The organism is Collinsella sp. AF23-4AC (assembly GCF_003462685.1).
Classification (GTDB): domain Bacteria; phylum Actinomycetota; class Coriobacteriia; order Coriobacteriales; family Coriobacteriaceae; genus Collinsella.
Genome location: NZ_QRVE01000001.1, coordinates 215,796 through 231,638 on the forward strand (window position 1 = coordinate 215,796; position 15,843 = coordinate 231,638).

General features: G+C 59.6%; 13 protein-coding genes. 6 read left to right on the forward strand and 7 right to left on the reverse strand.

What is annotated here, in order from left to right; genetic code table 11:
- Positions 1-9 precede the first annotated feature (9 nt).
- The 4 genes from DWY05_RS00990 to pckA all read right to left on the reverse strand — a co-directional run bounded on the left by DWY05_RS00990 (position 10) and on the right by pckA (position 4,230).
- Positions 10-864 (reverse strand): DegV family protein, encoded by an 855-nt coding sequence (locus tag DWY05_RS00990; protein ID WP_117820504.1) that lies wholly within the window; start codon positions 862-864, stop codon positions 10-12.
- 127 nt (positions 865-991) lie between these two features.
- Positions 992-1,441, reverse strand: coding sequence for a MarR family winged helix-turn-helix transcriptional regulator (locus DWY05_RS00995; protein WP_117820503.1), 450 nt, complete (start codon positions 1,439-1,441; stop codon positions 992-994).
- A gap of 171 nt (positions 1,442-1,612) precedes the next feature.
- Complete coding sequence (locus tag DWY05_RS01000; protein ID WP_117820502.1) at positions 1,613-2,332, reverse strand: B3/4 domain-containing protein; 720 nt, start codon at positions 2,330-2,332, stop codon at positions 1,613-1,615.
- A gap of 227 nt (positions 2,333-2,559) precedes the next feature.
- On the reverse strand, positions 2,560-4,230 hold the full coding sequence (pckA, locus tag DWY05_RS01005) for a phosphoenolpyruvate carboxykinase (ATP) (RefSeq protein ID WP_199409543.1): 1,671 nt from the start codon (positions 4,228-4,230) through the stop codon (positions 2,560-2,562).
- A 379-nt stretch (positions 4,231-4,609) separates the two neighbouring features.
- Here pckA and DWY05_RS01010 point away from each other — a divergent pair, with 379 nt between their 5' ends.
- Entirely contained in the window at positions 4,610-6,184 is a 1,575-nt protein-coding gene (locus DWY05_RS01010) for a lipopolysaccharide biosynthesis protein (protein ID WP_233503974.1), read from the forward strand.
- Between the two features lie 315 nt (positions 6,185-6,499).
- On the opposite strand, the gene DWY05_RS01015 is transcribed toward DWY05_RS01010, so the two are convergent.
- Positions 6,500-7,339, reverse strand: coding sequence for a metallophosphoesterase family protein (locus tag DWY05_RS01015; protein ID WP_117820501.1), 840 nt, complete (start codon positions 7,337-7,339; stop codon positions 6,500-6,502).
- 253 nt (positions 7,340-7,592) lie between these two features.
- Here DWY05_RS01015 and DWY05_RS01025 point away from each other — a divergent pair, with 253 nt between their 5' ends.
- Complete coding sequence (locus DWY05_RS01025; RefSeq protein ID WP_117820500.1) at positions 7,593-9,194, forward strand: potassium/proton antiporter; 1,602 nt, start codon at positions 7,593-7,595, stop codon at positions 9,192-9,194.
- A gap of 338 nt (positions 9,195-9,532) precedes the next feature.
- On the opposite strand, the gene DWY05_RS01030 is transcribed toward DWY05_RS01025, so the two are convergent.
- Positions 9,533-9,724, reverse strand: coding sequence for a hypothetical protein (locus DWY05_RS01030; protein ID WP_117820499.1), 192 nt, complete (start codon positions 9,722-9,724; stop codon positions 9,533-9,535).
- A 115-nt stretch (positions 9,725-9,839) separates the two neighbouring features.
- Between DWY05_RS01030 and DWY05_RS01035 the strand changes: the two genes are divergently transcribed.
- The 4 genes from DWY05_RS01035 to DWY05_RS01050 all read left to right on the forward strand — a co-directional run bounded on the left by DWY05_RS01035 (position 9,840) and on the right by DWY05_RS01050 (position 14,431).
- Positions 9,840-10,196 (forward strand): nucleotide pyrophosphohydrolase, encoded by a 357-nt coding sequence (locus DWY05_RS01035; RefSeq protein ID WP_117820498.1) that lies wholly within the window; start codon positions 9,840-9,842, stop codon positions 10,194-10,196.
- Positions 10,189-11,931, forward strand: a complete 1,743-nt coding sequence (locus DWY05_RS01040) for a DUF2075 domain-containing protein (protein WP_117820497.1) — start codon at positions 10,189-10,191, stop codon at positions 11,929-11,931. Before DWY05_RS01035 ends, DWY05_RS01040 begins: the two co-directional genes overlap by 8 nt.
- A gap of 142 nt (positions 11,932-12,073) precedes the next feature.
- Positions 12,074-13,198: a 3-phosphoserine/phosphohydroxythreonine transaminase gene (gene serC, locus DWY05_RS01045; RefSeq protein WP_117820496.1), complete on the forward strand. Its 1,125-nt coding sequence runs from the start codon at positions 12,074-12,076 to the stop codon at positions 13,196-13,198.
- Positions 13,199-13,267: 69 nt separating this feature from the next.
- Complete coding sequence (locus DWY05_RS01050) at positions 13,268-14,431, forward strand: phosphoglycerate dehydrogenase (protein WP_117820495.1); 1,164 nt, start codon at positions 13,268-13,270, stop codon at positions 14,429-14,431.
- Positions 14,432-14,779: 348 nt separating this feature from the next.
- Here DWY05_RS01050 and DWY05_RS01055 read toward each other — a convergent pair whose 3' ends face one another.
- On the reverse strand, positions 14,780-15,760 hold the full coding sequence (locus DWY05_RS01055) for a hypothetical protein (protein ID WP_147335196.1): 981 nt from the start codon (positions 15,758-15,760) through the stop codon (positions 14,780-14,782).
- Between the last annotated feature and the right edge of the window lie 83 nt (positions 15,761-15,843).

Sequence of the window (15,843 nt, forward strand, 5' to 3'; positions counted from 1 at the left end):
GCAGGTCGGTTAGTTGGCGGGCTGGAAGAAGGCTACGGCGACGGCACCGGGGCCTACGTGGGTGCCGATGGTGGCGCCGATGGTGTGAACGGGCAGTTCGCCCTCGGTGTGGCCAGCCCACAGTGCCGCGCTGTCCTCGACATACTTCTTGAGCACCGCATCCGAAAGGCCCGTATAGCCCAGCGCCAGCGGCATGGAAAAGTCGATGCCGCCCGCTTTTTCGACCTTTTGGTTCAGCAGGTTGCGGCCGTTCTTGGAACCGCGCGCCTTGCCCAGTTGCACGATCAGACCGTCCTCGACAGCCACAACGGGCTTTACGTTGAGCAGCGTACCCACGGCGCCGGCCGCAGCAGACAGACGACCGCCGCGCACCAGGTACTCCAGCGTCTCGAGCAGGCCGATGACGACCACGCGGTCACGGACGGCCTCGACGGCCGCCGCGATCTGAGCCGCACTGCGGCCCTCGTCCACCAAGCGCAGCGCATACTCGACCAGGATACGCTCGCCCAGAGTGACGTTATTGCTATCCACCACGTACACGTCGCCGCCCGGCGCCTCGGCAAGTGCGGTACGGGCACTCTGATTGGTGCCCGAAAGCTTAGCGCCCACGGTAATAATCACAGCCTCATCGCCGGCCTCTCGCGCCTCGGCAATAGCCTGCGAAAACGCGTACGGGTTGACCTGGCCGGTCTTGGGCAGCTCATCGCGCTCCACGAGCATCTCGTAAAAGCGCTGGTGATCGATGTCGACGCCATCCATGTACACATCGGTGCCAAAGGTGACGGACAGCGGCAGAACACGCAGAGCGGGATGCTCAGCCGGCGACATATCGCTCGCGGAATCGGTAATAATACGAATGGACATAGCGAATCCTTTCTTGCGCAGGTCCCGCGCAGGGAATTTTGACAGCAATGCCCCGGCACGGCATACGCGCTCAAACGGGACTATGCAGTTGTTAAGTTGTTGATTGGAAGCAAATGCCTTGGCGGCCTTAGATCTCGCGCAGGGTGTTGAGAATCGTGCGCAGCGACGCATACATCTGCTCGCGCTGCTCCACACCCATAGCCTTACCGGTGGTATCGAGCACCTCGCGAATGATGCGGTCCGCCTCGCTCATGCTCTCGCCGCCCAGAGCGGTCAGGCGCACCGGAGCACGATACTTAACGGCGGCATCGCCCGAATCATCGACCTCGACGTAGCCACCCTCCTCCAGATGCGCGAGCGTACGCGAGACGGCGGCGCGGGTCACGCCTGCCATGCGAGCCAGGTCGGCGCCAGTCAGGCCGTCCTTGCTGCGCTCAAGATAGTACAGGCACATAACGTCGGAGCCCTTGAGGCCCAGCCTTGCGCCCTCGGATGTCTTAATGCGCTGGATCTCCTTGTAGAGCCCGCTGATCAGTCCGACAAAGTCCTCGAAACGTGTCTCATCGCTCTGCTGCATGGGAGACGACCGCCTTTCGCTTGCATAATGCTAACGGGTAAACATCTTAGCCGTACCCAGCGGCCGCCAGCCCTGCACGACCTATTTGTTGACCCATCAACATAAAAACCACCACAAAGGACAGGTACCTTTGTGGTGGTTTTGACCGGCGAACATGATCCGCAGACGCCGCTACAGCTCCACACAGGGATTGTCGCGGGTCACAAGTGTCTTAACGACAACCGTCGCTCCCAGATAGCGCTCAAGCAGTTCGGCTAAGCGATCGATCGCTGCCTGGCAATCCCCCATCCGCTCGGGCTCCACGCACTCAATCGCCAGGAACGCATCGGCCGAATCATCGGACAGAGCCGTTCGAACGCCGTCGCGCCAGTTCCAGCAGCGGCACACGGCGCCCGCATCATCGATGTAGGCGAGCTCTCCAGGCAACGTCGGATCGTCCGCCTCCTCGCCAAGCGGCAGGAATGCGTCGCCGCCATCAGTAACCGCCAGGCGCAGATTACCCTCGATAGCGCGCAGGTCCTCGCCGCCAACGGGCAGCGCGTAGGTCAGCGACACCGTGTTGTAGATGTCCACCGCCGGTGTGATATGACCGACCGGCTTGCCCTTGAGCACGCGCTTGAGCAAATTCTCGATCGAGCAGCGGGCGCCCTTTTTGGTCTTGAACAGACGGTAGGCCTCGCGCCATGCTTTGACCGGTGCGTTCTCGCTGATAGTATCGCTGGTCAGATGACGCTCCGCATCGATATTGGCGCGGTCGAGCAACGCGGCGATCGCATCCACGTCCTCCTGGGGAATCTGAGCCGCGGGCTTCATGCCCTTTACGACCACCACACCGACCGCTGCCTGCGGAAACAGCTCCCAGAATGAATCCTCAGCAATAAAGCCCTTCATACGTGCTCCCTTCATCGTGCGCGCCCGAGCGAGGGCGCCTAAACAAAAAGCGCCCTCACGACGGCCACCTTCAAAGTCCTACGGTGCCGTCACAAGAACGCTTGCGCTGTCCCCATCCGGAGAAGGGGACGATATGTCAGGCGTATTGTAACCCGAGTCATCCACGCGAGCAAAACCACCACAAAGGTGCCTGTCCCCTTTGTGGTTGATATGGACTCACGGCGAAGCTAGTGGCGAAGTCCCAGCAGCCCGCGGCCGCGATGACGGGCGTCGGCGTGTACTTGAGCGTGCGGACCGGCGGCCTTGACGGACTCGGGCAGGTGCGAGTACTTCTTCTCGAAGTTCTCCTCGAACATCACGGCCAGGTTGTGTGCAGCCTCGTCGTAACGAGCGGTGCTCTGCCAGTACCGGCGCGGCACCAGGATGCCGTCGGGCACACCGTGGCACGTGGTGGGAATGTCGACGTTAAAGATGTCGTCGTGCACGAACTCGCTGTCCTCGATGGTACCGTCGAGGGCGCGCGCAACCAGCGAGCGCGTGTAGGCCAGCTCGATGCGATGGCCTACGCCGTAGCCGCCGCCGATCCAGCCGGTGTTGACCAGGTACACGCGCGTGCGGCCGTCGGCAATGCGCTCGCCGAGCATCTTGGCGTAAACCATGGGGTCGAGTGGCATAAACGGCTCGCCGAACAGCGAAGAGAACGTGGGCGTGGGCTCGGTGACGCCGACCTCGGTGCCGGGAATCTTAGCCGTAAAGCCCGTCACAAAGTGGTACATGGCGGCGTCGGCCGTCAGACGCGAGATGGGCGGCAGCACGCCAAAAGCGTCGCAAGTCAGGAACAGCACGACACTCGGAGTGGTGCCCATGCCCTTAGTCCACGCGTTAGGAATGTGCTCCACGGGATAGGCCACGCGCGTGTTGTGCGTGATCGAGATGTCATCGTAGTTTGGCTTGCGGTTCTCGTCGAGCACCACGTTTTCGCAGATCGCGCCAAAGCGGACAGCGTTGAAGATCTCGGGCTCGTGGAAGGCGTCCAGGCCCTCGCATTTGGCGTAGCAGCCGCCCTCGATGTTGAAGATGCCCATGTCGGACCAGCCGTGCTCGTCGTCGCCGATCAGCAGGCGCGTGGGATTGGCCGAAAGCGTGGTCTTGCCGGTGCCGGACAGGCCAAAGAACACGGCGGTCTCGTGCGTGACGGGATCCATGCTGGCCGAGCAGTGCATGGGCAGCACGTCGTCCTCGACGGGCAGCAGATAGTTCATGACGCTAAAAATCGACTTTTTAATCTCGCCGGAGTAGCCGGTGCCGGCGACCAGAATCACGCGTTCCTGGAAGTTGATGACCACGGCAGCGCTGGAGTTGAGGCCCTTGATGGCAGGGTCGCACTGGTAACCGGGCGCTGCGAGCACGCAGAAGTCGGGCTCGCCGGTGCGCGCGATTTCGCGGGCGAGCGGGCGGGCGAGCATCTGCTTAATAAAGAGTGCCTGGCTGGCACGCTCGCAGGCAACGAGCAGTCGACGCGTGTGGTTGCGGTCGGCGCCTGCCATGCCACGGGTGACGAACACGTCGCGCTCGTTGAGATAGTCGACGATGCCGGCCTTGATGGCCTCATAGCTCTCGACGGACAGCGGACGGTTGACCGCGCCCCAGGCAATCTTGTCGTGAACATCGGGGGTGTCAACGATAAAGCGGTCATTAGGCGAGCGGCCAGTGCGCTCCCCCGTCTCGATCACCAGCGCGCCGTTGGAGGCCATACGACCTTCGTTGCGACGGATGGCGTGCTCGACGAGCTCGGCTGCCGGCAGGTCGACCAGCAGGCGGGGCTGGTTCTCGGCAGGATCTTCGACCAGCGTAATGCCAAAGTTGGACAGAACTTCTGCAGGGGTAACACCTGGCATGGGGCCTCCTTTAAAAGCGCGACACGTGGACGAGGCGCGCACTTTACTCACGTAAAGCCCGTTGTACCCGATATGCAAAAACGTTTTTGCGGCAACGGCGAAGCGCCCGCCCAACGGTCAAAAATCGCAGGCAAGCGGCCTAGTCATTGGGGACGTTTTTAAACGGCTAATCGTTGGGGACACTCTTGAACAGGCAACACTCAAGGAGTGTCCCCGGATGCCGGCACTTAGGGACGTTCCCAAAGTGCCGGCACATAAGGAACGTCCCCAAGTGCCGACTACTGAATGGCGCCGCCGAAATTATCGAACAATCCGTTCAAAAACACGAGCGAACATCGTCGCGTCTATACTAGAGCGCAGCGATAGAAAGGACCCCGCCTTGAGCATCACGCCCCTCGATAGCATCCGCCGCGCCATCGCCCGTCACAACGGCGTCGCCGACCCCACCGTATCGGGCGGGGCACCCAGCCAGGGCGGTCGCATCGAGAACGGCCTGTTCCCGGCCTCGCACACCGCCGAGGAGCTCGCTCGCATCCAGGAGCTGAGCCAGCACAACGCCGGCGGGCCCGATAGCAGCCAAGCCACACGTCGCCGGCGCGATCGCGATCGGGAGCCCGGCCCCGTTCGCCGCATGGTCAACGCTTGGTGGAACCGTCTGCTCGGTGCCGTCTACGGCGGCGGCTTCTCCATGCAGGAAGCGGAATACGAGGAGCACGCCACCAGTCGCGACTATCTTTGGAACACCCTCGGCACCGCCGTGTGGGGCTTGGCATTTCCGCTGCTCACCATCGTGTCTACGCAGCTCGTGGGCGCCGAAGAAGCAGGCAAATTCTCCATCGCCTTTGTCACCGGCACGCTCATCATGATTGCATGCAACTACGGCGTGCGCAATTTCCAGGTCTCGGACATCGACGAAAAGACGTCCTTTGCCTCCTACCAGCTCAACCGTTGGCTTTGCGGTGCGTTCGCGCTGGCATGCGGCCTGATATACAGCAGCGCCCGCGGCTACGATGCGCAGATGGCCACGATCGGCCTGGGCGTCTACCTCTATAAGGTGATCGACGGCATCGCCGACGTGTACGAGGGCCGCCTGCAGCAGGCCGACAAGCTCTATTTGGCTGGCATGAGCCAGACGCTGCGTTCCGCCGGCGTCATCGCGGTCTTTAGCGTGGCACTGTTCCTCACGCGCGGCATGCCCATCGCGGCCATGGCCATGGGCATCGCCGCAATCGCCTCGCTCGTGCTGGTCACCGCCCCGCTCGCCCTGCTCGAAACCGAAAAATCACGCCGCATGAGTCTGCGCGAGGCTGGCCACCTGTTTATCCAGTGCGCCCCACTTTTTGGCGCGCTGTTCCTGTTCAACCTAATCGAGAGCATGCCCAAATTCGTGATGGAAGGCACGCTGGCCTACAAGTATCAGCTGTACTTTAATGCACTGTTCTTTCCGGCGCAGGCTATTTTGTTGAGCATTGGATTTATCTATAAACCGCAGCTCCTGCGTCTGTCGAGCATTTGGGCGAATCCGCGCAAGCGTCGCCGCTTTGACTTGATTATTGTTGCCGTTATGGCGCTGATCGTGGTCATCACCGGCATGTGCGCCGCATTTATGGCAGGCCCCGGCATCCCCATTATGAGCTTTATGTACGGCCTTAACTTTGAGCGCTACCGTACGCTGGCGCTGCTGATGGTCGTCGCCGGCGGCGTCACCGCAGCCATCGACTTTATCTACGCCATCATCACGGTGCTGCGTCATGCCGGCGACGTCACCAAGGTCTACCTGATCTGCTTTGCCGTGAGCGTGGCGCTACCGGTGATTCTGATCAATCTGCTCGGCCTGATGGGCGCCGTCGTGAGCTACCTGGCCATCATGGCCCTGCTGCTGGTGCTGCTGATCGTCGAGTACGCCCACATCCGCCAGCGCATCGAGCGAGATCGCAACCCATACGGTGCCTAGGTAGCTAATTTGCGTCACCCAAAACTAAGTGAGTAGGCTTTTGTCGAATCGCCGACCACGCCGACAAAGCACAAGTCTGTGTCCTGCGGTTTTATTGAAGCAAATCTGTTGTGTGCTCAGCATTTCTAAAATAGCCTACTCACTTAGCCAGCGAGCAGCCAAAAAAGAACCGTCGCAACGTTATTGAACTCCGTTGCGACGGTTTTTCGTGCATTTTCGCGCATCCGCGGTCGCAGACGCGCCCCATTTCTAGTAGATAGACCGCTTTCGAATGTGACAAAGGGACTGCCCCTTTGTCACATTCCGGCGGAGCCCCTACTCGCCCGGATGAACGTCAGCGTAAAACTCCGCTCCGTCGTCCAAGCGCAGGATGCCCACGCGGCCGAATTCCGAGCCCGTTGCCGCCGCGCAGTCGATGTCGATGCGATCGGGCACGCCGGCGGTATCCTCGCCGCCCAGGCGCACGATCTGCCCGCGGCCCGAATCCTCATCGAGCCCCGCCAGGCCGCCCACCTCGCAATAACGCCCGAGCGACACCGTGGGCGTGTGGCCGCTCACCACGACCGGGCCCTTGCCGTCGGCAGAAAGCAACCCTGTCGGCGCATCCCAATAGCCGTGACGAATCCACAGCAGGTCATCGGACGACTGCACGGCAAGCATCTGCTTCAGCAGTTCGCGATCGGCGCCAACCGCTCCGGCACCATCGGCACAATCCACATCGTGTTCAAGCAAAAACGCTCGCGCAGCCTCGGTCTGGATGCCGGCATGCACCAGCAAGTACGGACGCTCGTCAGTCTCGGCCACCGCGTAGAGCGGCAGCGTCGCCATCCAACGCACGAGCTCCTCGTACGCCTCAAATTCCATGTCGTTGAGCTGCTGACGGGTAGTCCAACCGCCGTTGATATCCCAGGTCTCGGCATCGAGCGGATCCTGCCCAATGATGGCGTCGAGCATGATCTGCTCGTGATTGCCCTTGAGCACGCGGGCGTTGGGCAGCGAGCGCACGAGCTTAATAACGCCGACCGGATCGGGCCCGCGATCGATCATGTCGCCCAGCACGTACAGCGTGTCGTCGGACGTCAACGAGATCTTAGACAGGGCCTCGTCAAGCGCACGCACGTGCCCGTGAGCATCAGATGTCACATAGATCGCCATGGTACGCCTCTCCTTGCATTGCGGCCGAAGCCCGGTGCCGCAACTAAAACTTCAAGTTGAACTTAAACGTTACCCATTGTACTCCGTTGCAATAAAGCTGGAAAGGGTTTCCGAGCAGAGGCAAAGACGGCAGCCGTCTATGACGATATCGCGCACGCCCGCAATCCAACCCCATAAACCCACCATCTTTGGGTACAAATAACCGCAGACAACTGACCGTGCCACGCCAACCACCCAGGAGCGGACACCATCCATGAACCAGATCCTTCTCTTTATCGGCCTCGTTATTATTCTGTGCCTGACCATCAAACCCGTCGGCAAAAAGCTCCCCTTCCCCACCCTGCTCATCTTTATCGCGCTCGGCATGCTGTTGGGTGTCAACGGCCCGGCGCATATCGACTTTAGCGACTACGCACTCACCGAAACCGTCTGCAGCACGGCGCTATTGTTCATCATGTTCTACGGCGGCTTTAACACCAACATCGACCGTGCCAAGCCCGTCGCTGCGCCGGCGGTTCTGCTGAGCACGCTCGGCGTCGTCATCACTGCCGGCATCACCGGCGTGTTCGCCCACTTTGTGCTGGGCTTCGACTGGATCGGCGGCCTGCTGCTGGGATCGGTCGTGGCGTCCACCGACGCGGCCAGCGTCTTTAGCGTTCTGCGCGAGCACAGCCTTTCGCTAAAGGGCGGCACCGACTCGCTGCTCGAGGTCGAATCGGGCTCCAACGATCCCGTCGCCTACATGCTCACCGCGGTGCTCGCCACACTCGCAGCCGGCGGCGACATCAACATTCCCGCACTGCTGGCCAAGCAGATTATCTTGGGCGTGGGTCTGGGCCTCGTCATCGGCTGGGCGGCGGGCCGCCTGATTGAACGCGCGCACGCAACGGCCGAGGGCGCGCAGACCATCTTTTTGTTCGCCGTGGCCATCGTCGCCTACGCGCTGCCGAGCTACCTGGGCGGCAACGGATTTTTGGCCGTGTACCTGGCCGGCATTGTGCTGGGTGCGAGCGACATCACCGGCAAGGTCGAGCTGGCGCACTTTTTTGACACCCTCACCGAGATGGCCGAGATGACCATCTTCTTTTTGCTGGGCCTGCTCGTCACGCCCGCGCGCCTGCCGCAGATGCTGCTGCCGGGCCTGGCGCTCATGGCGTTTATGCTCTTTGCGAGCCGCCCCATCGCCGTCGGTCTGCTGCTGGTGCCCTTTAAGACGAACCCTCGCCAGGTTGCACTCGTAAGCTGGGCGGGCTTGCGCGGCGCGGCTTCGGTCGTCTTTAGCCTCTTTGCCATGGTAGCCGGCGTTCCCGGCGGTCACGACCTGTTTGACCTGGTATTTGTAATTGCCGTGTCGAGCATTGTGGTGCAGGGCTCGCTGCTGCCAGCGGTGGCGAAGAAGCTCGATATGATCGATGAGACCGGCGACGTGCGCCGCACCTTTAACGACTACCGCGACGAGGACGGCATGTCGTTTGTAAAGCTCAAGGTGGGCGCTGGACATCCGTTTGCCGGACGCTCGCTCGCCGATATTGGCAGCGCAACGGACATGCTGGTTGTCTTGGTACTGCGCGATGGTGCACACCCGGTGCTGCCCAACGGCGATACCGTAATTGAGGAAGGCGACCTATTGGTGATGGCCGCGCCGACGTTTGAAGAGCGTGCCGAGGTTACGCTGCGCGAGGTCACCGTGACGCCCCACGGTCGCCTGGCCGGCCAGCGCCTGCGCGATGTGCCGCAAGGCAAGCATCCGTTTATTGTGGTGATGCTCAAACGCGACGGCCAAACGATCATCCCCGACGGCAACACCCTCATATACGCCGGCGACGAAGCCGTCATCGCCACACTGGCGTCGTAGTGACCAGGAGGTAGCTAAAAGAGACACGTCCCGAATTGGCTACATTTGAGCATCAATCGCCCAGACTGAGGCCTCGTTGCGGACAATTTACGTCTGGCAAAACTAAGTGAGTAGACTTTTGCCGAATCGCCGACCACGTCACCAAAGCACAACTCTGTGACCTGCGGGTTTGTTGAAGCAAATTAGTCGTGTGTTCAGGATTTCCAATAAAGCCTACTCACTTAGCCAGCGTGCAGTCAAAATAGAACGGTCGCGAGGTCATTAGACTCCATTGCGACGGCTTATCGTGCATTTTCGCGCAGCTGCGGGTGCAGACGCCCCGTCCCAAATTAGCTACCCTAGTCATCGTCGACGGCGAAGGCACGGAGGTCGAGGCCTTCGCGTGCGGCTCGGGCTAGGAGCTTTTGGGGCGACTCGTCCTCGATATCCATCACGTCGAGCATAGCGGCCGGAAAGCCCACGCCCGCCGCACTCCCCGCGCGGTCGAGCTGGCTCTCGCGCAGCTGATCTACATCAACTTCGATTTTCATGGTGAAACCTCCTACCGGCCAATCGCGACCGAACAAACCGCACGCCCCAAATGATGTGCAATAAACCCCAAATACGGCCATAATAAAACAATGAACATCAGGGAGGCTGCGGACGATGGATAAGCTCGATGCCATGACGGCACAAGTTAGGGACTTTTGCGATGCACGCGACTGGCGCAAATATCACACGCCAAAGGAGCTTGCCATCGGCATAGCGACTGAGTCCTCCGAACTCCTTCAGCTTTTCCGCTTTATGAGCGACGAGCGCATTGCAGGAATGTTCGATAACCCTGATCAGCGCCAAGTCATCGAAGACGAAGTCGCTGACACGCTCCTCTTTCTCCTGCGTTTCGCCGATCTAAACGGGATCGACCTCCCAAAGGCGCTCTCGTCCAAACTCAAACGCAACGACGAGCGCTATCCCGTCGACGCCAGCTCCAGCGAATACAGAAAGGCGGACTACCATGAGTAACGAGTTCGCCCTTCGGCAATACACGCTTCCCCTGCCCCAGCCCTTCAAGACAAGCGAATCGCTGCAGGACTTTGGCACGCCAAAGCCAGGGTCGCACCACGACGAAAGCTGGCCTGTTCTCTACATCCTGACCAACAGCAGAAACAAGACGGCATACATCGGCCAAACAACCAACTACCAGCGCCGTATGAAACAACACGCTGCAAACGTGGACAAGGACTTCGACCGGACTCTTCTGATCGACAATCCCACCTTCAACCAATCCGCAACGTTCGAGTTCGAGAATCGACTTATTGAGCTGTTCTGCGCCGACGAAAAATTCCAGGTAACCAATGCCAACAACGGCTATGCACAGTTCGATTATTTTGAGCGACCTCAGTATCGCCAGAAGTTCCGGACTCTATGGACGAAACTTCGCGAAGAAAACTATGCGATTCACCCTATCGAAGAGCTCGAGAATACCGACCTGTTCAAATTCTCTCCTTTCAAAACGCTCACGCCAGATCAATACGAAACGATTGAGGCGATTTACAAGCGTCTTGAGCAGGAACATGAGGACGTTGTGCACGGTGCTCCCAAGAGAAAGCGCGTGACCGTCGTAAACGGCGCGCCGGGAACAGGCAAAACGATTCTCGCCATCAGTCTCATGTTCAAAATCAAAAATGAGCCCAACCTTTCCGACCTGCGGGTCGGCTTCGTGACACCCATGGAGTCCCTTAATAAGACGCTCAAAAAACTCACGCACTATCTTCCTGGGTTAAAGCCTGGCGACATCCTGACCCCCAGCGACGCAACCAAGACGGATCGGTATGACATCTTGCTTGTCGACGAGGCACACCGACTGGGCAATTACTTGACAGCCGGTGCCGGCATCGGAGCTTTTTACAACACATGCGAGCGACTCAACTTGCCTCGTACGAGCAGCCAGGTGGAATGGATTTTCAAATGCTGCGACAAGGCTTACCTGTTCTACGACCCCAAACAGCAGGTCCGCGCATCTGGACTCAATCGAGACGGCCTTGAGCAGCGACTCAATCAGCTCGAAGAAGCGGGTATCGAAACTGAAGAATTCAACCTAAGCACGCAAATGCGCGTACGCGGTGGCGACGAATACCTCGATTTTATCTACGACTTACTCGACAACAAGGCGTACATGCATGCCGGCATGAAGTTCGAAGAACTCTTTTCATCGGAGCCTTACGATTCGCGAGCCGGGGATCCGGACAGCGATATCCCCAGATACCAGTTTGGAATCGTCGACCGATTTGAGGATTTCTGTTCCCTGCAGCAAGCCAAGGAAGAAGAAGTTGGTCTTTCCCGCATGATGGCAGGCTTTGCGTGGAAGTGGGAAACGAAGAATAACAAAGACGCGTTCGACATCGTCATCGAGGGCATCCCTAAACGTTGGAACTCAACTCAAAAGGATTGGGTCAACTCCGTCAACGCCGTCAATGAAGTCGGATGCATCCATACAGTACAGGGCTATGACCTCAACTACGGATTCGTCATTCTGGGGCCAGACATTTACTACGACACCGACAAGGATGCCGTCTGCGTCAACAAGGCGAACTTCAGAGATGCCGTCGCAAAGAAGAAGGCAAGCGACGATGATCTGCGAAAGATCATCGTCAACGCCTACTACGTCCTCATGACACGCGGCATGCTGGGAACATTTCTCTATGTGTGCGACCCCGCTCTCAAGGAATATTTGTCACGGTATATCCCGATGATATAGACCTAGCGAGCGCCCTCCCCCATGTAACCATCCTGTAAATCATAGCGGCGCAGTCGAGTTCTACCGTGATGCGGTCGCGCTTGGCGCTCCACTGTGCTAAAGTATCCCGAACGCTCAAACGACTACGAGGGGGACTTAGAAGATGGCACGTGTGCACAACTTCTCAGCAGGCCCGGCCGCACTGCCCACCAGCGTGCTTGCCGAGATCGCCGACGAGATGATGGACTACCGCGGTTGCGGCATGTCCGTGCTCGAGATGAGCCATCGATCTAACATGTACCAGCAGATCATCGACGACGCCGAGGCAACCCTGCGCCGCCTGCTGAGCATCCCCGACAACTACCGTGTCCTGTTTTTGCAGGGCGGTGCCACGCTGCAGTTTGCGGGCATCCCCATGAACCTCATGCGTCGCGGCCGCGCCGGCTACGTCGTGACCGGCAACTTTGCCAACAAGGCGCACCAAGAGGCCGCCAAGTACGGTGAGGCTGTGCTGCTCGCGAGCTCCGAGGGCACCAATTTCGACCGCATTCCCAACATGGCCGACATCAACGCGCGCATTGCCGCCGAGGCCGCGGGCAAAGGCCTCGACTACGTCTACATCTGCCAGAACAACACCATCTTTGGCACCATGTTCCACGAGCTGCCCGATTGCGGCGATGTGCCGCTTGTCGCCGATGTCTCGAGCTGCTTTCTGTCGCAGCCGCTCGACGTCGAGCGCTACGGGCTCATCTACGCCGGCGCCCAGAAAAACGCCGGCGCCGCGGGCGTAACCGTGATTATCGTGCGCGACGACCTGATCGCCGAAGGCCCCGCCTTTGCGCAGACGCCGCAGTACATGGACCTTAAGACCCAGGCCGCCAAGGGCTCCATGCTCAACACGCCCAACACCTTTGGCATCTACGTGTGCGGCAAGGTGTTCCGTTGGGTCGAGCAGACTGGCGGACTTGCCGCCATGGCCGAGCGCAACTGGGCCAAGGCCAACCTGCTCTACGACCTGCTCGAGAACAGCGTGCTGTTCCATGGCACCACACAGGCCGACAGCCGCTCCATCGCCAACGTCACCTTCCGCACCGGCGACGCCGAACTCGACGCGGCCTTTGTCGCAGGCGCGGCCGAGCACCAGATTCAAAACGTCAAAGGCCATCGCCTGGTGGGCGGCATGCGCGCCAGCGTCTACAACGCCGTAACCATGGAAGACATGCAGGCACTGGCCTCGTACATGAAGGACTTCGAAGCACAGCATAGTTTGAGTCCGCGATCTAACTAGCCCGCAACCCGCGGGCCGACCAGCCACTTCAAACCACCTGTTTAAACCAAACCTGCTAAGGAGTTTTCCATGCGCAAGATTAAGACCATCGACGACATCACCAAGGACGGCAAGGTCGAGTTTGGCGAGGGCTACGAGTTTGTGAGCACCGCCGAGGAGGCCGACGCTATCCTGATGCGCTCCACCGACCTGCACGGCTACGAGCTGCCCGAGGGCATCCGCGCCATCGCCCGCTGCGGCGCCGGCGTCAACAACATCCCCATCGAGGAGTACGCCAAGAAGGGCGTCGTGGTCTTTAACTCCCCCGGCGCCAACAGCAACGCCGTCAAGGAACTCGTCCTGGGCATGCTGGTGCTTTCGAGCCGTGGCGTGGTGCAGTCGATGAACTGGGTGCGCGACAACGCCGACGACCCCGAGATCCAGGTCGATGCCGAGAAAGCCAAGAAGGCCTTTGTGGGCCGCGAGCTCAAGGGCAAGCGCATCGGCGTCATCGGTCTGGGTAACGTGGGCTCCAAGGTCGCCAACGCCTGCGTCGACCTGGGCATGGACGTCTACGGCTACGATCCGTTCATTTCCGTCGAGCACGCGTGGGTGCTGAGCCGCGAGGTGCAGCGCGTGGGCACGCTCGAGGACCTCTGCCGCGGCTGCGACTACCTCACCGTGCACGTACCCAGCAAGGCCGACACCATCGGCATGATCAGCACCGAGCAGATTAACCTGCTGGCGCCCGACGCCGTGCTCATCAACTACGCGCGCGAGACCATCATTGACGAGGACGCCGTCGACGCTGCCCTGCGTGAGGGCAAGCTGAGCTGGTTTAGCTGCGACTTTGCCACACCCAAGACCGTCAAGATGCCCAACACATTTATCACCACGCACTCGGGCGCCGGCACCGGCGAGGCCGAGGCCAACTGCGCCGACATGGCCATCAGCGAGCTCAAGGATTACCTGGAGAACGGCAACATCGCGCACAGCGTCAACTACCCCGCCTGCAGCATGGGCAAGGCGCGCGCCGCGAGCCGCATCGCCTGCCTGCACGCCAACGTGCCCAACATGATCGGCCAGATCACGGCAATTCTTGCCAAGGACAACGCCAACGTGCAGCGCATGACCAACGAGTCTGCCGGCGAGAACGCCTACACCATGTTCGACACGGACGAGCACCTGGACAGCAGCACCATCGAGGCGCTCAAGCAGATTCCGTCGATGTATCGCGTGCGCGTGATCAAATAGAGCCGGCGCCAAGCCTACCAGGCAGGCCACGAAGCCCATTCGCCCCCCGTTTTCACGAAATGGGGGGCGATTTCGTTGCTCCGGACGACTTTAAAATGATACTCAGAACAAGTTTTTTCGGATAATGGATAGTGAGGCTCAATTCGCTAAGCACACCCGCTTTGATAAACAGCTTTATCAGGGACTTTAATAGGTAAAAATCGATCTCTATGTATCGAATGTAATTTGACTGTCTATTTTCCGAAACAACTTATTCTAGATAGCATTTTTAGGGTCCCTCCAAGGCAAAATTGAAGCCTTTTTCGCGCCCAAAACTCTAGCTCGCGCGACCGTTTTCCGCCCGCACGACTATATTCCCGCCCAATCGATAAAAATCTCCTCACGAAGCCGCCGTTCGAGCTCCTGCTGCCGCGGCGTCTTGTCTTTCAACGGCACATCGAGATAGGACATGATAAGTTCCATCACCACGCGAAAGGCATCGGGGTCGGCCAGCTGGCCATAGGTCATCAAAACGACGGGATATCCCATCGCTTGCAGCGCCGTCGTTCGATCGGAGTCCGAGATCTTGGATTCTATGGATCCATGAATGGCTTTACCTTGACATTCAACCAGGCACTCTCGGCTGCCGTCCTTATTTGCCAGCAGAATATCGGCATAGCGCCGATCAAGCCCCGAAATCAGGCGGGCACTGCGCGTCATGCGAATCTCGACGTTATTGGTAAGGCGCAGCCCTTCGCCGCCGCGCAACCTCGTAAGGCCAAACAGCATCGAAGCCTGGACCTCGAGCGGCGATGCCGCCACCCCCGTAATACACTTCGCGGCACGCGTGAACGATTTAGCGCCGCGGAGCCCCCGGATCTTATTGGCGAACTCCGTTAGTTCAGAGAGCTCGATCAAGGGCGGTCGTTTCCACAAGTCTGTTGGATTCCCCGAGGTATCCTTTACGTTTTCCCAGCCCGACCGTGCGTCACCCCACCGGTCCCCATATGCCTGCTCAAGTGCCAACTTTACCTGAGGCGCAATCTTACACACGGCAAAGGTGCCGCACATCTCATACATGCACATGATCAGACGCTCGTTTGAGACCGAGGAAGCCAGGGTCAGCAGGGTAAAGAGCGGGGACGCGACATCGAGGCCAAACTCTGTCTGCCGCACGGAATCAAACGGCCTCTCCCCGTTCCAAACATGCCTGACAATGCGATCGCCCTTACGTCCGCAGCCGCCTTGCGCCAACACGTGTAACGGAGTGCCCAGGAAATGCTTGACGAGCGGATGCTCACAAAGATGCTCCCTGCGCGGATCGTCTACAGAATCGGGCAGGTCCGGCATTATTGCCAAGACCTGTGGGGGTATCCGGTGATACCGAAAGGCAGATATGTCGCACAGTATGTCGTCCATAAAAGGTACGTACC